A 17,899-nucleotide genomic window follows, 5' to 3' on the forward strand; every position below is an offset into this window, starting at 1 on the left:
TGGACGCCCGACTCTGATGCTAACCGCCGTAACCGAGCGCATGAGGACCCAGAAGGGACCGCTGTCGCATCGACTGACCCAGGCGCTGGCGCAATCGATCCGCGACGGCAGCCTGCCTGCGAACCGCGCGCTGCCCTCCGAACGCGAGCTGGCCGAAGTTCTCGGCGTCTCGCGCAGCACTCTGCGGACCTGCCTCAAGGACCTCGCGCTGCAGGGGCTGGTCGAAACCCGGCACGGCGCGGGCACCGTGGTGGTGAACCAGATCCCGAAGGCCCTCTCGCGCCATTCCGGCTTTACCGAGGATGCGCTTTCCCGCGGACTGGTGCCCTCGTCCGACATCCTGTCCCTGACCATCGGTCCGGCCAGCCTGGAAACCGCCTTGCGGACCGGGATGCCGCTGGGGTCCGAGGTCATGACCCTGATCCGTCTCCGCCGCGCCAACGGCGAGGCGCTGTCTTACGAAAGCGTGTCGGTGCCGGTCTGGGCCGTCGGGCCCGATTTCGACGGCAAGGGCTCGCTCTACGACCGGATGGAACGCTACGGCACCCGCCCCAAGCGCATGTTGCAGACGCTGGAAGCGGTCGCCGTGCCCGAGGACATCGCCCGCTCGCTGGGCATCCCCACGGGTGCGCCAGTCCTGCGCATCCGTCAGGTAGGCTATGCGGCGGACGAACGCGCGGTCGAGGATTCGCTCAGCTGGTATCGCGGCGACCGCTACAAATACGTGGGAGAGCTGACCGGATGACCGCGCTGCGCCATCTCTACCGCGACCAGATCGTTGCCATCCTCGACCGCGTCCTCGCCGAGAATGCCCAGGCGCTGGACGCCGCCCGCGACGCCATCGCCGCCGCCCTGCGGGAGGACCGTCTGTTGCGGGTGGCAGGCTCCGGCCATTCGCATCTTCTGGCGCTCGAGGTATTCTACCGCGCGGGCGGCATCGCGGCTGCACAAGCGGTGCTGGACGAAGACCTGATGCTGCACCGGGGTGCCGAACGCTCGACCCGGCTTGAGCGCGAGTCGGGCCGGGCATCGGCAGTCCTGGCCGGGCAGGGGATCGGATCCGGTGACGTGCTGATCGTGGCATCGAACTCGGGGCGGAACGCCTTTCCGGTCGAACTGGCGCTGGCGGCCCGCGACGCGGGCGCGAAAGTGATCGCGATCACTTCGCTCCGGCACTCGGCCCAGGTCACCTCGCGGCACGACAGCGGCAAGCGGCTCTTTGAACTGGCCGACATCGTGCTGGACAACGGCGGCGTGCCGGGGGATGCAGGCCTTGCCGTGCCGGGGCACCCCTCGCCGATGGGCCCGACCTCGACCATTGTCGGCGTCTTCCTCTTGAACAGCCTGATCGCCGAGGCGGTGGCCCAGCTTGCCGCCGAGGGAATCCAGGTCGATGTCTGGCGCAGCGCCAATGCCGCCGAGGGCGACAACAGTGCCGCGCTGGTCGAGAAGTGGAGGCAGCGCATCCATGGGCTGTAAGGCAGGTCCGTCATGGCGCATCTGACGCTGGACGCGGTCACCAAATCCTACGGGTCGCAGCAGGTGCTGCACGGGATCGACCTCGACATCCCCTCGGGCGAATTCGCGGTCTTCGTCGGCCCGTCCGGCTGCGGCAAGTCGACCCTGTTGCGGATGATCGCAGGCCTCGAAAGCATCACCTCGGGCGAGCTTCGCGTCGACGGCCAGCGCATGAACGAGGTCCACGCCTCGCGCCGTGGCGTTGCGATGGTGTTCCAAAGCTACGCGCTTTACCCACATATGACGGTGCGCGGGAACCTGTCCTACGGGCTGAAGATCGCCCGCGCCGCCGATATCGAGGGCCGCGTCGCCCGGACCGCGGCGATGCTGCAACTGACCGACCTTCTGGACCGGCGGCCCGCGCAGCTGTCGGGCGGGCAGCGCCAGCGCGTGGCCATCGGTCGGGCGCTGGTCCGCGACCCCCGGCTGTTTCTCTTCGACGAGCCGCTGTCGAACCTCGACGCCGCCTTGCGGTCCGCAACCCGGGTAGAGATCGCGCGGCTGAAGGCGGCGATGCCGCAGACCACGATGATCTACGTCACCCATGACCAGGTCGAGGCCATGACCTTGGCCGACCGGATCATCGTGATGAATGCGGGCCGCATCGAACAGGTCGGCACCCCGCTCGAGCTTTACAACCGCCCGGCCAATCGCTTCGTTGCAGGGTTCATCGGCTCACCGGCGATGAACTTCATCCAGGCAGGGGACCTGGGCTCCGCGCTCCCCCCGGGCGCGGCCTGTCTTGGCGTGCGGCCCGAGGACCTGCGCATGGTCGCCAAGGCCGAAGCCCTGGTGACGGGCCGGGTCGAACTGAGCGAGCGGCTGGGGGAGGTGACGATCCTTCATCTGCGCCTCGGCAGCGGGGCCGGGATGATTGCCAAGCTCGCCGGAGACGTGGCGCTCGATCCGGGCAGCGCGCTTGCCTTGGGGGCAGAGCCCTCGCGGCTGCATCTGTTCGACGCGGCAGGCATGCGGCTGGCACCTTGACCGCAGTCCGACAACCAGAACCATCGGCCGCCGTGTCAAGCGCCGTCAGCCGCCAACGTCGATGAAGACCTCGTCGGCCTCGACCTTCACCGGATAGGTCTTCAGGTTCACGCAGACCGGGGCCCGCATCGCCTCACCGGTGCGGTAGTCGAACTGGCCGTTGTGCTTGGGGCATTCGATCAGGTGGCCCATCACCAGCCCGTCGCAGAGATGGACGTTCTCATGCGTGCAAAGTCCGGTGGTCGCAAAGAACTTGCCGTCCGGCGCATGGTAGATGGCATAGGTCCGTCCCTCGTGATCGAAGCGGATCAGGTCTTCACGGTCGATGTCATCCGTGGCGCAGGCGCGGACCCAGGAACTCATGCCTTGGACTTCCGGGCGGGAAGGTCTGCAAGCCCCTGGTGGAAGGCGGCAAGCTCGTCCGGGGCCATGCTGACCAGGTGCTGCGGCTCGGGGAAGGACCCATCGGCGACATCGGCGATGAACTCGCGGAAGGCAGCGACGCGTTCGGCCTGCAGGCGGTCGTACTCGGCGGCGAAGTTGCGGTAGACCTTGGAATGGCGCGGCATGTGGCCCTTGTGGTCACCTAGGATATCGCAGGCAAAAAGGTACTGCGCATCGCAGCCCGGCCCCGCGCCCATCGACCAGAGCAGAAGGTCAAGCCGCGCCGAAATGGCCGTGGCGACCTCGACCGGGACGACCTCGATCTCGACGGCGAAGGCCCCGGCCTCCTGGTAGGCGCGGCATTCGTGGAAAAGCGCCAGGGCTGCGTCAGCGGTCTTGCCCACCGCCTTGAAGCCCCCGGTCCAGGTCGCGCGCGACGGCACCAGGCCGACATGTCCCACCACGGGGATATGTTCACGCGCGACATGTTCGACGGTGGCAAGGCTGCCCGAGCAATAGACGGCATCCGCCCCGGCCTCCATCACCTGACAGGCCCAGCGGAGGTAGTCGTCACGGGTGCCCGCCTGCAGATGCGTGACCCCGGTCATCGAAAACAGGGTCGGCGCGACCCGGCGGTACTCGGGATGCGTGACCAGTTCGGCCGGGACCGAGACGATGTCGATCCCCGCCGTTTCGGCCGCAGCGGCCTCGTCCAGTGTCATCACCCGCAACATCGTGCGCTGGCCTTTGCCCTTCAGCGCGCGCAGGTCGGCAACCGTGGGTTTCTTGCGCATTCCGGCCTCCTTCAGCGCGATACGAACATGTTGTGGAATTCGTCCCGGTAGGGCTTTGCGCCCGGCGGAAGCTCGCGCCTCAGGTAGTAGTCGGGCTCGGTCAACTGCCGCTTCACCGCGCGGTACATCTCGACATAGCCCTCCAGAATCGACCGGTTCGGCGGGGGATAGTCGTCCTTCACCAACTCATGCAGCCGCGGAAGTGCATGATACGGCACCATCGGGAACATGTGGTGTTCGATGTGATAGTTCATGTTCAGGTAGATGAAGCGGCTGATCGGGTTCATGTAGACCGTGCGGCTGTTCAGCCGGTGGTCGATGACGTTGTCAGCGAGGCCACCGTGCTGGAGAAGCCCGGTCATCACCATGTGCCAGCAGCCATAGATGCGCGGCAGGCCGATCAGCATCAGCGGGATGAAGGATTGCCAGGCCAGCGCGGCGACGATGGTGCCGGCATAGATCGCCATGTGGACCCGCGCCGCCACGATCGCCTTGCCGCGTTCGCTTTCGGGGATGTAGTCCTTTTCGTCGTCGGAAAGCCTCCCCCCGGCCTGACGGATCAGGATGCCCAGCGACTCCCACGCCGCCTGCACGCCCACGAAGGCCAGCAGCAGCTTGACCACGGCGGGGGGACGCATGAAGGCGATCTCGGGGTCGCGGCCGACGATGTAGGTGTCGGTGTGGTGGCGGGCGTGGCTCCACCGCCAAGCGACGGGGTTCCGCATCACCTGGAACGAGGCGATGTTGTAGACCACGTCGTTCATCCAGCCGGTGCGGAAGGCGGTGCCATGGCCGCATTCGTGCCAGCGCGAGTCGCAGGCTGAACCGTAGAGAACGCCGTAAGCCATCCAGAACGGCACGCACCACCAGGTGCCCCAGAAGTAGATGCCCCCCGCCGCGAACAGCACATGCCCCAGCGCCCAGATGATCGTGTCGCGGATCGCCGGGCCGTCGCGGCGCTGCATCAGCTCCTTCATCACCTTGCGCGGCACCTCGGTGTGGTACCACTCGGCCGAGGCGAGGCCGATCTCGATGGCGCGCTTGGACGAGGGGCCGGTCAGACTGTAGTCGCGGGGCACAGAAACCGGGGTGGCAAGGCTGGTCATGCGGGGGCTCCTTCGGGGTCGGGCGTCCAGGACAGGGCCAGGCCCAGCACCAGGCTTGCGCCGGGGGCAAGACGGGTCAGGCCGGGCTGGCCGGGCAGGGTATGGGCATCGACCGGGTGGCTTACCGGCTCGATGCAGAGGAAGGGGGCGTCGGTGGCGGGCGAATAGAGGATGAGGGTTTCGCAGCCGGTGGCAAGGATGTCGAACCGCAGGCCGGGCTGGCGCAGGCTGGCCTGGCCGTCCCAGCCTGCGAAGGCGGTGTTGATCCAGCCGTCGGGCAGGGGCGTGGGCGGGTCGAAGACCAGGGCAGGGGGCAGAGGGTCCGGCGCCGTGGTTCGCGGGAGGTGGCGGTCGTCCTGCGGCCAATAGCCGGTGGCGCGGAAGCCAAGGTGGGTGTCGGGGTGGCGGGGGAACCAGGGATGGAAGCCGCCGCCGTAGGGGAGCGCGATATCGGCGCGGTTGGTCATGACCAGGCTGGCGGACAGCATGCTGGGGGTCAGCTGGTAGGTAACCTCGGCGTCGTAGACGTAGGGGCCGATGCCGCCCGAAAGCGTCAGCGTCGCATGGTCCGGTCCCTGCGCCGCGACGGTCCAGGCCTTCTGAAATCCGTCGCCGTGGATCGGAAAGGGTTCGCCCGGCAGGTTGGCGGGGACGGGGTGGGTGCGACCCTCGTAAGGAAACGGCCCCGAAATGCGGTTCGAGAACGGGAGGAGAAGGTTCATCGCCTGCGCAAAGGGGCTGCCCGCCGCGCGCCCGGTGCCGGTGGACAGAATGGCCCGCTTGCCGACGTCCAGCGACACCACGCCCGCGCCCGCCTGCGGGTCAAGGATCGCCGTCGCCTGGCCTGCGGCAAGTCGCATCACCAGCCCCCGTCAACGCCGAGGTTCTGCCCGCTGATCATCCGGGCGCGGTCCGACGCCAGGAACAGCGCGGCCTCGGCGATGTCCACCGGCTCGATCCGCCGCTTCACCGACTGATGGGCCAGGATCCAGGCGTTGTACTCCTCCAGCCGGTCGGCAAAGACGCGATCCTCGGCCTCCGACCGCACAGCGCCGGGGGCGATGGCATTCACCGTGATGCCATGCGCCCCAAGCTCGCGCGCAAGGGCCTTGGTCAGCCCGTACAGCGCGCCTTTCGAGGCGACATAGGGCACGAACCCCTCCCATTGGCCGTTCAGCGTCAACGATGTCAGGTTGATGATCCGCCCCCAGCCCCGGGCCTTCATGCCGGGGGCCACGGCCCGCGACAGGGCAAAGGCGGCAGAGGAGTTGACCCGCAACTCCTGTTCGTAGTCCTCGATCGAGACCTCTTCCAGCGGCCGGTTCAGGATCATCGCGGCGTTGTTGACCAGGATGTCGAAGGGCGCTGCCCCTTCCACTGCGCGGGTCGAGGCCGCAAGGTCGGCAAGGTCGACCCCGATCCAGCCAAAGCCCGCCGGGGGCGCAGAGCCGGGCCGGTCAAGCAGCGTGACCTCGGCCCCAGCGTCGCGGAAGGCCGATGCCAATGCCCGCCCGATGGTGCCAAGGCCCCCGGTGATCAGCGCGCGTTTTCCTGTCAGCTCTGCCATGCCCGTCTCAGAGAACGTCCTGCACTTCCTCGATCGACGTGTCGCCGATCCGCTTGTCCAGCACCACCTGTCCCAGGGCCATCGCCACCACCCGGTCGCAGCAGGCAAAGACGTGGTGCATGTTGTGGCTGATGAAGATCGCGGTCACGCCCTGATCGCGCAAGCCGCGCACGAAGCCGATGACCTTGTTCGTCTCCTTGACCGACAGGTGGTTGGTGGGTTCGTCCAGGATCATCACCTTCGACCGGAAATGCATCGCCCGCGCGATGGCCACCCCCTGCCGCTGGCCGCCCGACAATTCGCCGACCAGCGCGTCGGGGGACCGCAGGTGCAGGTCCACGTCAGCGATGGCCGCGACGCTGTCCTCGCGCATCCGCTTGAGGTCAAGCCAGCCCAGACCACCCAGCGAGAACTTCAATGGCTCACGCCCGATGAACAGGTTGCGGGCAATCGACATGATCGGGACCATCGAGTTGTACTGGTAGATCGTCTCGATCCCCAGCCCCATCGCGTCCTTCGGATTGCGGATGTCGACGGGGCGGCCGTCCATCAGGATCTCACCCTGGTCGGGGCGATGCAGGCCCGACAGGATGTTGATCAGCGTGGACTTCCCCGCCCCGTTGTCGCCGACAAGGCCCAGCGCCTCGCCCCGATTGATGTCCAGCGACACGCCCTTCAGCGCATGGACGCCGGAATACCACTTGTGCAGGTCCTTTACCTGAATGATCGGATCGGTCATTTCGGATCGGTCTCCACCTTCATCGCGCGACCACGCTTGCGCAGCCAGGCGTTGCCCACCACGGCAAAGATCGTCAGGGCGCCGACGGCGAACTGGAACCAGGTGCCGTCGATCTGGCTCATCACCATGCCGTTGTCGATCACCCGGATCAGCGTCGCCCCGATGATCCCGCCGATGATCGACCCGATGCCACCCGACAGCGAGGTCCCTCCGATCACCGCGGCCGACACGGCCTGCAGCTCATACCCCATCCCCAAGGACGGCAGCGGAGAGCCGAGGCGCAAGACCTGGATGATTCCGGCCAAACCTGCCAGGACCGAGCAGATCACGAAGCAGGCCAGCTTCACCCGGTGCGTCGGAATGCCCATTGCCTGGGCCGCGGGCAGGAAGCCGCCGGTGGCGCGCACCCAGTTGCCGAAGTTCGTCCGCGACAGCAGCATTCCCACGATCACCGCGATTGCCACCAGCCACAGGAACGAGGCGCGGAACATCTCGCCCGGGCCGACATAGGCCACGAACAGATGTTCGGGGATCAGCTCGAAGTCCAGCCGGGGCGGAAAGCCGCCCGAGACCACGACCGTCATCGACCGGGCCATGAACATCATGCCCAGCGTGGTGATGAACGACGGGATGTCGAACCAGATCGTCAGCCAGCCATTCAGCAGGCCCACGACGACACAGGCCAGAAGGGCAACCAGGAAGGCGGGCCAGAAGCTCCACCCCGCCACCATCAGCACCGCCATCGTCATCGGCGACAGGGCGAAGACCGACCCCACGGACAGGTCGAACTCGCCGGCGATCATCAGAAGCGTGACCCCGATCGCGACCAGGGCCATTTCCGGCAGGAAGCCGAGAATGCCGCGAAGGTTGTTGTAGTCCAGAAACACTCCGCCGGACCGAACCTGGAAGAACAGGACCATAAGCAGCAACAGCAGTGTCGCCGCCAGTTCGGGTTTCTGCAGGGCAAGTTTCAAAAGGCGTCGCATGGGCGCTTTCCTGGGCAAGGGAATGCCCCCGGCTGGACGCCGGGGGCTATGGATCTCAGCGCAGGCCCTTGGCCGACAGTTCCATGATCGCGTCGACCATGTCCGGGGTGACGATGCCCTGCCCGGTGTCGATGTCGGCCGGCGCCAGGCCCACGGTCTTTGCCAGGTAGACCTGCATCACCGGCATGAAGCCCTGCATGTAGGGCTGCTGGTCGACCTGGACCTGGACATAGCCCGCCTTCATCTGGTCCAGCACTTCGGGCACCAGGTCAAAGCCGCCAAGCAGCACCTTGCCGGGTTCCACACCGCGGTCCGCCAGTACTCGACCCACGGCAGCGTGCCAGAAGCCGGTGTCGAAGTAGGCGCTGGTGTTGGGGTTTGCCGACAGATAGGCACCGACGCGGTCGCCAACCGTCGCCAGGTCGGTTCCTGAGTCGATCTTCTCGTAGGTGATCTTGCGGTCCGGGCTGGCGGCAATTTGCTCGTCCAGGAAGTTCGTCACCCCCAGCGCCCGCTGTTCCGACCAGTTCTGGCCCGGGGCCGAGACGCCGACCAGGATATGCAGGTCGCCCTCGGCCGGCATGTTCTTCCACTGCGCCTGGGCCAGCGAATAGCCCGCCGGCACGAAGCCCTGCCCGATGAAGGCCTGCCGCGCATTGCCTGCGGCGCCTTCCAGGTCGTCCACGTTCGACGCGATGACGATGATCCCGGCATCGCGGGCGCGCTTGATCACGTCGTCGAAGGCGTTGTTGTCGACGATCGAGGTCAGAAGCGCATCCGGGTTCCGCGCGATGGCGGCTTCCATGTTCGCCACCTGCTCTTGCACCGAGCCATCGGTCTGCACATAGACCATCTGGCAGTTGGCCGTAAGCTTGCCGCAGGCGTCCTCAAATCCCTTCTGGACCGCTTGCCAGAAGGTGTTCGAGGCCCCCGAATGCACCGTGAACACGATGTCCAGCGGCTCCTGTGCCAGGGCTGATGTCCCTGACAGCAGTGTGGCGACAAGCGCCAGTCCCTTCAGTCTCATTCTCTGTCTCCTCCCTGTCCGTGATCGGTGTTTCAGATCGTTGCCGCATCCGATCTTCTGCGGCTGACCGTGAAGGCACGGTCGAGTTCGGGGCTAAGCTCCAGCCCCAGGCCGGGACCCGGCGGCACCGTGATCATGCCGTTCCTTATCGGCGGCAGGGTGGTCACGATGTCCCGGTACCAGGTTCGGTGAAACGCCCGGACGCTTTCCTGGATCAGTGCGTTCGGCGCATTAAGCGAGAGGTGCGTCGAGGCTGTCAGGACGACAGGCCCGGTGCAATCGTGCGGGGCGATGGGCAGGTGCCAGGCCTCGGCCATGCTGGCGATCTTGCGCGCCTCTGACAGGCCGCCGCACCAGCTGATGTCGACGATGATGACCCCCGCCGCACCGGTTTCCAGAAGGTCACGGAAGGCCCCGCGTCCGCCCAGGGTTTCCGAGGCGGCAATGGGCGCGGGCGACACTTCGGCATAGCGCTTCAGGCTGGACAGGCTGTCCATCCGGATCGGGTCTTCGTGCCAGGCGGTCTGGAAGGGCGCCAGCGCGCGGGCAATCTGCATCGCGGGCAGAAGCTGCCACAGGGAATGCAACTCGACCATGATCTGCATCCGGTCACCGACCGCCTTGCGGATCTTCTCGAACGGTTCCAGCGCGGCCTTCAGGTCCGGAAGCTCGATGTACTGCCCGCCGCTGCGTTCTGCCGCCGTGTCGAAGGGCCAGATCTTCATGCCCGTGATGCCGTCTTCCAGAAGCGACAGCGCCAGTTCGTCGGCCCGCGTCAGGAAGGCGTTCAGGTCGTCGTAATCGCGTCCCCCGCCAAGCCCGTAATTCGCGGTCTGCTGGCCCGTCGCCTCCTTGATGTATTCGGTCCCGGCGCAGGTGTTGTAGGTGCGGATCTCGGCCCTGGTGAACCCGCCCAGAAGCTGCGCGATGGGTTGGCCCACGGCCTTTCCGAACAGGTCCCACAACGCGATGTCGAAGGCCGAATTGCCCCGCGTCTCGGCGCCGGAAGAGCGGAAGCCGACATAGCCCACCAATTCTGCCGACAGCCGGTCGATCTGCAGCGGGTCGCGGCCAATGACGCGGGGGGCGATGTATTCGTGGACATGCGCCTCGACCGTGGCTGCGCCGAAGAAGGTCTCGCCCAGGCCGGTGATGCCTTCGTCGGTATGGACCTGCAGCCAGATCAGGTTCGGTCGTTCGGCGATGCGGATGGTTTCCAGGCCCGTGATCCGCATCGCTTGCCCCTCAGGCCATTCCTGCCGACAACAGCGCACGCACGCTTTCGTCGAAGTGGACAGCCATCGCCGCGTTGGCGGCCACCGGGTCGCCCTCGGCCACGGCGCGGGCGATTTCCTCATGGGTGGCGACCATGGTTTCTCGCGCCTCCGCTGTAGTCCGGCTTTTCCAGCCCATCGGCCAAGTCTGCCGGGTGATCCCTTGGAACGCCCCCACGATCAGTTCGAACACCGGATTGCGCGAGGCCCGCGCCAGGGCCAGGTGAAAGGCAAGATCAGCCTCCATCAACCGGTCGGGGTTGGCAGCGACGCGGCGCATCTCATGTGCGTGGTCGAGGATGGCAGTGGCCTCGGCCTCGGTCCGGCGGATGGCTGCCAGAGTGACGATCCGCGTCTCGATGGTGCGGCGCACGTCATAGATCTGCTGGATGCTGATCTGGTCGGTATGCACCCCGTGCTCGATCATCAGCGACATGGCGCTGGGGCTGATATGGGCCACTGTCGCCCGTTTCCCGGTGGCAAGATCGACGATCTGCATTGCCTCAAGCGACCGCATCGCCTCACGCACCACGGTGCGCGACACGCTAAGATCCTTCGACAGCTGCGCTTCCGAGGGCAGGCGGTCACCGGGCATCAGATCCTCATCCCGGATCAGCCGGGTGATCGCCCCGATCACGCTGCTCACCAGACCACCTGTCGACAAGGAAGCGTCGCTCTTCATGCCAAAACCGCAAAACCTGTATGATAGCTTTTGGCCAAAGTGCTGGCATCGCCGGGTTCTGTCAACCGAAATCCCACGCCCAAGGCGCGGGATCGCTGGTTGCAAGGCTATGCTACGGAATCGGTGCTGAACGACAGGTGCCGCGGGTCCGGGGTGGCGGGTTCAGCGGGATTGCGACTGACCCCATCTCCCGGCAGAGCCTGGTCTTTACCTGGCAGGAACGCGGCTGCAAGGTGACCCAGATCTTCGCGCCCGACGGGCTTTCCGCCGTCATCCGCGCCGAGGGCAGCCAGCGCGGCACCCGCTCCAGCACCCGGGGCAGACACCTTCCGATGGACCCGGTCACCCTGAGCCGCCGCAGCGTCCCGGTGGTCGAGAACGACTACCTCGGCGGCCAAAAGACGACCGAGACGCTGCGCTCGGCCGGCTGCCTGGTGCTGGACCCGGTCCGGACCGTCGCCGATGCCATGCGCCTGACCGTGTCCGCGTCGCTTGATGCGGCCGTTCTGGACATCAACCTCGACGGCGAAAGGGTCTGGCCCGTGGCAAAGACCCTTAGCGCACAGGGCATTCCCTTCGACTTCGCGATCGGCTCCTCGGACACGGTCCAGACGCCACCGGACCTGGCCAAGGACACCAAGGTCGAAAAGCCGCTCGCGGTCGACCGGCTGATCGCCACCCTCACCGCTGCCAGGGCCTCTGTCCGGCAGTCCGGCGACGCCTGACCACTGGCAAGCTCAAGCGGTGGCCATCATGGCAAAGACCACGTAAACGCCCACCGCCAACCCCTTGAAATCCCGCAGGCCGCCATCCTGTCCACGCCGGACAGCCTACTCTGCCGCCAAGGCCACCCCCGGCGGCTGGACCAGCTCGGCCACCACGCCCGAGATCAGGTCGCGGAAGCCCTCGAACCCCGCCAGGGGCTCCACCCGCACCTCGTCCATGTAGAGCGCCCGGTCGATCTCGACCTGCACCACATGCACCCCCCGCGACGGCCGCCCGTAGGCCTGCGCCACATAGGCCCCCGCGAACGGACTGTTCCGCGCCACCCGCAGCCCGGCCGCCGCAAAGGCCGCCTCGACCCGGTCCATCACCGCGCTGCCCGCCGTCGCCCCATAGCGGTCGCCCAGCACCACCTCGGGCCGCGGATGCCCCGGCCTTGTATGCGCCTCGATCGCCTCATGCGGCATCGAATGGCAGTCGATCAGCACCGCCTCGCCAAAGGCCGCCAGCGTCTCCTCGACCAGCCCGGCCAGAGCCTGATGATAAGGATGCCAAAACCGCCGGATCCGCGCCTCGGCCTCGGTCAGGGAAAGCTTGCCGCGATAAATCGCCCGCCCCCCGGCCACCACGCGGGGAATCACCCCAAGCCCGGAGGAAATGCGCGGATTGTGCGGCGCCCGGGCAATGCCGTCGATCACGCCCGGGTCCAGCTCGTCCGCCGCCCGGTTCAGGTCGATGTAGGCCCGTGGCGCCCGGGCGGCCAAGAGCGGCGCGCCCAGCCCGGGGGCGGCAGCGAACAGCTGGTCGACGAAAGCATCCTCCGACGACCGGATCGCCTTGCGGTCCAGCACCACGCGGCCCAGGAAATCCGACGAATACTCGCGCCCGGAATGCGGCGAGGCGAAGATCAGCGAACTCGTCCGGCGCGCCGGGCGGGTCAGGACATAGGCCTCGGTCTGGGTCCGCTCCATGCGCGCCCTCTGTGACAGTCGCTGTCTGCTACATTCCGATATAGCCGGAGTTTTCCGAAAGCCAAAACCCCTTGCAGCCCCCGACGCTTGTCAGTATAGACCCGGCCTGACCGGCGCGGTTCACCCCGCGTCCTTTTCGTTTCACCGAAAGGGAAGCGCAGGGGACAGGGAACCCGCAAGGCTCAAGTGGGCGGTTAGCTCAGCGGTAGAGCACTACGTTGACATCGTAGTGGCCACTGGTTCGATCCCAGTACCGCCCACCATTCGCCGCCTCCCCCGGGGGGCATGGGTTTCAATCTGGCGCATCTCGCGCCGCGTAGAAGGAGGGCAGACCATGAAAGTCGCCAACTCGCTCCGCTCGCTGAAGACGCGTCACCGCGATTGCCAGGTCGTGCGCCGCAAAGGCCGCGTCTATGTGATCAACAAGACGCAAAAGCGCTACAAGGCCCGCCAGGGCTGAGCCGCTTTCGGCAGACGGAATCAGGGGCCGCCTTGGGGGAAACCTCGGCGGCCTTTTCCATTCCGCCGCTCGTCGTGGACTTCGTCACTCCTCGCTGTTCCGCGACGAGAAGCCGAAGGCGAACGAGGAGCCGCCCTGACGGCCCAGCGCAACCACGCCGAATCGCTTGACCGCCCGGGCCTGACTCTCTGACCCGCCGGGCGCCAAATCTTTTCGAAAAGATTTGCCAAAATCCTTCGAAGGATTTTGTCTCTCCCAGACCCACGCGCAGGACGCCAGATGCACCCCAACCCCGCCTTCCGCCAATCCCCGCGCGAGAAGAACCTCGCCTTCGCCCGTGACCGGGGATTCGGCGTCCTGTCGGTCAACGGCCCGGAAGGTCCGCTTGCCGCGCATGTCCCGTTCCTTTTGAACGAGGACGCCAGCCATGCCGATCTGCACCTCGCCCGCTCGAACCCCATTGCCCGGGCCGGCCTTCCCGCACCGGCGCTGATCGCCATCTCCGGACCCGATGCCTACATCTCGCCCGACTGGTACGGCCCGCATGAGCAGGTGCCAGACCAGGTCCCGACCTGGAACTACGTCGCCGTCCACCTGCGCGGGCATCTGGAACCCCTGCCCGAAGATGCCCTGCGCCCGCATGTCGATGCCCTGTCTGCCGAGCACGAGGCCCGAATCACCGACAAACGCCCCTGGACCAGCGCCAAGATGACCGAGGGCGCGATGCCCCGGATGATGCGGATGATCCTGCCGTTCCGCTTTGTCGTCACTTCGGTCGAGGGCACCTGGAAGCTGAACCAGAACAAGACGCCCGAGGTCCGCGCCCGGGCGGCGGCGTCGCTGGCCCAGGGCAATACCTCGGCGCAGGAAATCGCCGCCCTGCTCCGCCGCGACCTGGACTAGGGCGTCCGCATTGTCGGCGACATGGGCTTGTGTCAACTTGCCCGCAGTTGCGGCGTAGGGTTCACCATGAAGGTCATCCACAGGTCCGACACGCTTCTTGTCCTTGAAGACCGCCCCTGGTTCCTTGGAATCTTCATGATCGCCATGTCCCTCTGCTTTGTCGCAGGCGGGTTGGCAATGATGGGCGAAGGCATGCTGCTTGGCGGGGCGTTCTTCGCGATGTTCGGCGGTGGCATCCCGCTTCTGATCGCGGCGCTGATGGTGCGGCGGGTGCGCGTCAGCCTTGACCGCAGCTCCGGTCAGATCACCCGGATCGAACGGTCCGTCCGTGGTCTGAAACAGACGACCCATTCGTTGGCCCGTCTGCAAGAGGCAAAGGTCGGCGTCAGTTATGACAGCGATGGCAACACCTATCGCACGGAACTCCGCCTGACCGGCCCGGAGGAGACCGTGCCTTTCACCAGCTACTACACCAGCGGCAGGAAGCCCGAGGTGATGGCCGAGGCGGTGAACGACTGGCTGGCTGCACCGCGATAAGCCGCTCGTCGATTGCCTTCGGCACTCCTCGCATGACCCCCCGCGACGAGAAGCCGAAGGCGAACGAGGAGCCATCCCTGCGCCAAACCCCGCAAGATCCGCGCGTTAATTTTCCGTTACCGTCCGCGGCCAAGTCATTGGAATCGTTTACCCTATCGCGTTTGTCCACCGTGGACACTTTTCGCGCCTGTTTACACCCCGCCCCCTCCGCCCCTACAGTCCTTCCATAACCCGGAGGTCCCCATGCCCCTGCCCCTCGCGCCCCTGATCCCGCTCGCGATCCGCCTCGGCCTCGTCGCGACGACGACCCTCGCCGTCACCCGCTGGGTCCGCTCCAACACCCATCCCGGTCGCACCGACCAGCGGGCCGAGGACGCGCTGGACGAGTTGGGCGAGGGCCTGTCCGTCCACCGCCCCGCTGATCGGGCCGAGCAGACCAACGCCACCGCTCGCCTCCGCCGGGTGGTCCGCTTCCGCGGCCGCGCCTACGAAGTCGACGCCGGCCTGATGGCCCGCTTCCGCCTGCGGGAGACGGAGGAGTGAAGCTCTACCACGCGCCCCTGTCGCCCTTCGTCCGGAAGGTGATGGTCCTCCTGCACGAAGCCGGGGCTATGGACCGTGTGACCCTGGTGTCCGCCGTGGGCCATCCGCTCGACCCCGGCACGATGCCCATCGACCGCAACCCGCTGGGCAAGATCCCGGCGCTGGAACGCCCCGACGGCCCGACCCTCTACGACAGCCGGGTCATTACCCGCTATCTTGACGACCTTCTGCATGCCCGTCTCTATCCCGCCGCGCCGCACCTGTGGGACACGCTGACCATCGAGGCCACCGGCGACGGCATCGCCGAAGCCGCCGTCCTGATGCGGTACGAGGTCTTTGTCCGCCCCGAGGCCAGCCGATCGCCTGACTGGATCGAGGGACAGTGGCAAAAGATTGCCCGCGCCCTCTCTGCGCTGGAAGAGCGCTGGATGAGCCACCTCTCCGGTCCGCTGGACATGGGCCAGATCGCCGTGGGCTGTGGGCTGGGCTATCTTGACCTGCGGCATGCCGACCGGGACTGGAGGGCGACCCACCCGGCGCTGGCCGCCTGGTTCACCGCGTTCGAGGCGCGCCCGGCGATGCGCGCCACGGCTCCCGCGGCCTGATCCCGCGCGACTGCAGCGACACAGCGGACCAATAGCCGCACAGAAATGCGGCCCTGCGCGACTTTGTCCGCTGGACGAGGGGACGCGCCTTGGCTAGATACACGCGCGGCGGGGCATGGCCATCCATTGTCCCTCAGATCATATGGGTCGGCATCCACCGGTCCGAAAGGGGAGAAGTTCTCGTGTCCCACGCAGACGATCACGCAGGCACCGGCGAAGGCACTCGGCGGGATTTCCTGTACTACGCAACGGCAGGCGCCGGGGTGGTAGCGACTGGCGCTGCCGTCTGGCCGCTGGTCAACCAGATGAACCCCTCGGCTGACACCCGGGCGCTTGCGTCGATCATGGTCGACGTCTCGGCGGTCGAGGTTGGCACCCAGCTGACGGTGAAGTGGCTGGGCAAGCCGGTCTTCATCCGCCGCCGCACCCCCGAAGAGATCGAGGCCGCCCGCGCGACCGCGCTGGAAGAGCTGCCCGATGCGATGGCCGAGAACGCCAACAAGCCCGATGCCGATGCCTCGGACGCGAACCGTACCCTGGATGACGCCGGCGAATGGCTGGTGATGATGGGCGTCTGCACCCACCTTGGCTGCGTGCCGCTGGGCGATGGCGCGGGTGAGTTCGGCGGCTGGTTCTGCCCGTGCCACGGCTCGCACTACGACACTGCCGGCCGCATCCGCAAAGGGCCCGCGCCGCGCAACCTGCCGGTGCCGGTGGCGACCTTCTTCGACGAAACCACGATCAAGCTTGGGTAAGGACCAGAAACATGGCCGGAATTCCGCACGACCATTACGAGCCCAAGACCGGGGGTGAGCGCTGGCTGTACAAGCGGCTGCCCATCGTCGGGCTTCTGTACGACACCATCATGATCCCCACGCCCAAGAACCTGAACTGGATGTGGATCTGGGGCATCGTCCTGACCTTCTGCCTTGCGCTGCAGATCGTCACCGGGATCATCCTTGCGATGCATTACACGCCGCATGTCGACAAGGCCTTCGCCTCGGTCGAGCACATCATGCGCAACGTGAACGGCGGCTACTTCATCCGCTACCTGCATCAGAACGGCGCCTCGCTGTTCTTCTTCGCCGTCTACCTGCACATCTTCCGCGGCCTCTACTACGGCAGCTACAAGGCCCCGCGCGAGGTGACCTGGATCATCGGGATGATCATCTTCCTTCTGATGATGGGCACCGCCTTCATGGGCTACGTCCTGCCCTGGGGCCAAATGTCCTTCTGGGGTGCGACCGTGATCACCGGCCTGTTCGGCGCGATTCCGGGCGTCGGCGAAGCGATCCAGACCTGGCTGCTGGGCGGCCCTGCCGTCGACAACGCCACGCTGAACCGCTTCTTCTCGCTGCACTACCTGCTTCCCTTCGTGATCGCGGCGCTGGTTGCCGTTCACATCTGGGCGTTCCACACCACCGGCAACAACAACCCCACGGGTGTTGAAGTTCGCCGTGGCTCGAAGGAAGAGGCCGAGCGCGACACCGTGCCGTTCTGGCCCTACTACGTCATCAAGGACCTGTTCGCGCTGGCGGTGATCCTTGCGGTGTTCTTCGCCATCGTCGGCTTCATGCCGAACTACCTGGGCCACCCCGACAACTACATCGAGGCGAACCCGCTGGCGACGCCCGCACACATCGTGCCGGAATGGTACTTCCTGCCGTTCTACGCGATCCTGCGTGCCTTCACCGCCGACGTCTGGGTCGTGATCGCGGCCAACTGGCTGTCCTTCGGCATCATCGACGCCAAGTTCTTCGGCGTGCTGGCGATGTTCGGCGCGATCGCAGTCATGGCGCTGGCGCCCTGGCTGGACACCTCCTCGGTGCGCTCGGGCAAGTATCGCCCGATGTTCAAGTGGTGGTTCGCACTGCTGGTGATCGACTTCATCGTCCTGATGTGGGCCGGTGCCATGCCGGCAGAGGAACCCTATGCCACGATCTCGCTGATCGCCTCGGCCTATTGGTTCGCCTACTTCCTGGTGATCCTGCCGCTTCTTGGCGTGATCGAGAAGCCGCTGGCCCAGCCCGCGACCATCGAGGAAGACTTCAACGCCCACTACGGCTCCAAAGCCCATCCGGCCGAGTGAGAGG

The 17,899-nt window shown here is 66.4% G+C and carries 22 protein-coding genes and 1 tRNA gene; 12 read left to right on the forward strand and 11 right to left on the reverse strand.

Annotated features, from left to right (window positions below; translation table 11 throughout):
• Positions 1 to 40: 40 nt before the first annotated feature.
• From AC2EAL_RS03310 to AC2EAL_RS03320, 3 genes are read left to right on the forward strand one after another with little or no spacing between them, the layout of a single operon-like run.
• Positions 41 to 745, forward strand: coding sequence for a GntR family transcriptional regulator (locus AC2EAL_RS03310; protein ID WP_484722744.1), 705 nt, complete (start codon positions 41 to 43; stop codon positions 743 to 745).
• Complete coding sequence (locus AC2EAL_RS03315; protein WP_484722745.1) at positions 742 to 1,479, forward strand: sugar isomerase domain-containing protein; 738 nt, start codon at positions 742 to 744, stop codon at positions 1,477 to 1,479. The genes AC2EAL_RS03310 and AC2EAL_RS03315 overlap by 4 nt, the downstream gene beginning before the upstream one ends.
• Before the next feature lie 12 nt (positions 1,480 to 1,491).
• Positions 1,492 to 2,505: an ABC transporter ATP-binding protein gene (locus tag AC2EAL_RS03320; protein WP_484722746.1), complete on the forward strand. Its 1,014-nt coding sequence runs from the start codon at positions 1,492 to 1,494 to the stop codon at positions 2,503 to 2,505.
• A 45-nt stretch (positions 2,506 to 2,550) separates the two neighbouring features.
• Here the strand turns inward: AC2EAL_RS03320 and AC2EAL_RS03325 are convergent, their stop codons facing one another.
• From AC2EAL_RS03325 to AC2EAL_RS03370, 10 genes are read right to left on the reverse strand one after another with little or no spacing between them, the layout of a single operon-like run.
• Complete coding sequence (locus tag AC2EAL_RS03325; RefSeq protein WP_484722747.1) at positions 2,551 to 2,868, reverse strand: MocE family 2Fe-2S type ferredoxin; 318 nt, start codon at positions 2,866 to 2,868, stop codon at positions 2,551 to 2,553.
• Positions 2,865 to 3,683 (reverse strand): 3-methyl-2-oxobutanoate hydroxymethyltransferase, encoded by an 819-nt coding sequence (locus AC2EAL_RS03330; RefSeq protein ID WP_484722748.1) that lies wholly within the window; start codon positions 3,681 to 3,683, stop codon positions 2,865 to 2,867. Before AC2EAL_RS03330 ends, AC2EAL_RS03325 begins: the two co-directional genes overlap by 4 nt.
• 11 nt (positions 3,684 to 3,694) lie before the next feature.
• A complete protein-coding gene (locus AC2EAL_RS03335) occupies positions 3,695 to 4,789 on the reverse strand; it encodes a fatty acid desaturase family protein (RefSeq protein WP_484722749.1) in 1,095 nt (364 codons plus the stop codon).
• Positions 4,786 to 5,649: an aldose 1-epimerase gene (locus AC2EAL_RS03340; RefSeq protein ID WP_484722750.1), complete on the reverse strand. Its 864-nt coding sequence runs from the start codon at positions 5,647 to 5,649 to the stop codon at positions 4,786 to 4,788. Before AC2EAL_RS03340 ends, AC2EAL_RS03335 begins: the two co-directional genes overlap by 4 nt.
• Positions 5,649 to 6,356 (reverse strand): SDR family oxidoreductase, encoded by a 708-nt coding sequence (locus AC2EAL_RS03345; RefSeq protein WP_484722751.1) that lies wholly within the window; start codon positions 6,354 to 6,356, stop codon positions 5,649 to 5,651. The genes AC2EAL_RS03340 and AC2EAL_RS03345 overlap by 1 nt, the downstream gene beginning before the upstream one ends.
• A gap of 7 nt (positions 6,357 to 6,363) precedes the next feature.
• Positions 6,364 to 7,095: an ATP-binding cassette domain-containing protein gene (locus tag AC2EAL_RS03350; RefSeq protein WP_484722752.1), complete on the reverse strand. Its 732-nt coding sequence runs from the start codon at positions 7,093 to 7,095 to the stop codon at positions 6,364 to 6,366.
• A complete protein-coding gene (locus AC2EAL_RS03355; RefSeq protein WP_484722753.1) occupies positions 7,092 to 8,081 on the reverse strand; it encodes an ABC transporter permease in 990 nt (329 codons plus the stop codon). The genes AC2EAL_RS03350 and AC2EAL_RS03355 overlap by 4 nt, the downstream gene beginning before the upstream one ends.
• A 55-nt stretch (positions 8,082 to 8,136) precedes the next feature.
• The gene (locus tag AC2EAL_RS03360) at positions 8,137 to 9,108 is read right to left on the reverse strand and encodes a substrate-binding domain-containing protein (protein ID WP_484722754.1); all 972 of its coding nucleotides are present in this window, start codon (positions 9,106 to 9,108) and stop codon (positions 8,137 to 8,139) included.
• Between the two features lie 32 nt (positions 9,109 to 9,140).
• Positions 9,141 to 10,343: a mandelate racemase/muconate lactonizing enzyme family protein gene (locus AC2EAL_RS03365; protein WP_484722755.1), complete on the reverse strand. Its 1,203-nt coding sequence runs from the start codon at positions 10,341 to 10,343 to the stop codon at positions 9,141 to 9,143.
• Positions 10,344 to 10,353: 10 nt separating this feature from the next.
• Positions 10,354 to 11,028 (reverse strand): FadR/GntR family transcriptional regulator, encoded by a 675-nt coding sequence (locus AC2EAL_RS03370; protein ID WP_484722756.1) that lies wholly within the window; start codon positions 11,026 to 11,028, stop codon positions 10,354 to 10,356.
• A gap of 173 nt (positions 11,029 to 11,201) precedes the next feature.
• Here AC2EAL_RS03370 and AC2EAL_RS03375 point away from each other — a divergent pair, with 173 nt between their 5' ends.
• The gene (locus AC2EAL_RS03375) at positions 11,202 to 11,789 is read left to right on the forward strand and encodes a response regulator (protein WP_484722757.1); all 588 of its coding nucleotides are present in this window, start codon (positions 11,202 to 11,204) and stop codon (positions 11,787 to 11,789) included.
• Between the two features lie 105 nt (positions 11,790 to 11,894).
• Here the strand turns inward: AC2EAL_RS03375 and AC2EAL_RS03380 are convergent, their stop codons facing one another.
• Entirely contained in the window at positions 11,895 to 12,758 is an 864-nt protein-coding gene (locus tag AC2EAL_RS03380; RefSeq protein WP_484722758.1) for an N-formylglutamate amidohydrolase, read from the reverse strand.
• Between the two features lie 188 nt (positions 12,759 to 12,946).
• Here AC2EAL_RS03380 and AC2EAL_RS03385 point away from each other — a divergent pair.
• From AC2EAL_RS03385 to petB, 8 genes are all read left to right on the forward strand, one after another.
• Positions 12,947 to 13,021 (forward strand) — tRNA-Val (locus AC2EAL_RS03385).
• 71 nt (positions 13,022 to 13,092) lie between these two features.
• A complete protein-coding gene (ykgO, locus tag AC2EAL_RS03390; RefSeq protein ID WP_023666132.1) occupies positions 13,093 to 13,218 on the forward strand; it encodes a type B 50S ribosomal protein L36 in 126 nt (41 codons plus the stop codon).
• A gap of 279 nt (positions 13,219 to 13,497) precedes the next feature.
• Positions 13,498 to 14,121 (forward strand): FMN-binding negative transcriptional regulator, encoded by a 624-nt coding sequence (locus AC2EAL_RS03395; protein WP_484722759.1) that lies wholly within the window; start codon positions 13,498 to 13,500, stop codon positions 14,119 to 14,121.
• A gap of 66 nt (positions 14,122 to 14,187) precedes the next feature.
• On the forward strand, positions 14,188 to 14,658 hold the full coding sequence (locus AC2EAL_RS03400; RefSeq protein WP_484722760.1) for a hypothetical protein: 471 nt from the start codon (positions 14,188 to 14,190) through the stop codon (positions 14,656 to 14,658).
• A gap of 243 nt (positions 14,659 to 14,901) precedes the next feature.
• Positions 14,902 to 15,201, forward strand: a complete 300-nt coding sequence (locus tag AC2EAL_RS03405; RefSeq protein WP_484722761.1) for a hypothetical protein — start codon at positions 14,902 to 14,904, stop codon at positions 15,199 to 15,201.
• Complete coding sequence (locus tag AC2EAL_RS03410) at positions 15,198 to 15,806, forward strand: glutathione S-transferase (protein WP_484722762.1); 609 nt, start codon at positions 15,198 to 15,200, stop codon at positions 15,804 to 15,806. The genes AC2EAL_RS03405 and AC2EAL_RS03410 overlap by 4 nt, the downstream gene beginning before the upstream one ends.
• A gap of 182 nt (positions 15,807 to 15,988) precedes the next feature.
• A complete protein-coding gene (gene petA, locus AC2EAL_RS03415; protein WP_484722763.1) occupies positions 15,989 to 16,561 on the forward strand; it encodes a ubiquinol-cytochrome c reductase iron-sulfur subunit in 573 nt (190 codons plus the stop codon).
• A gap of 11 nt (positions 16,562 to 16,572) precedes the next feature.
• The gene (gene petB / locus AC2EAL_RS03420) at positions 16,573 to 17,895 is read left to right on the forward strand and encodes a cytochrome b (protein WP_484722764.1); all 1,323 of its coding nucleotides are present in this window, start codon (positions 16,573 to 16,575) and stop codon (positions 17,893 to 17,895) included.
• The last annotated feature ends 4 nt before the right edge of the window (positions 17,896 to 17,899 follow it).

The organism is Tabrizicola sp. T74, from assembly GCF_057219935.1.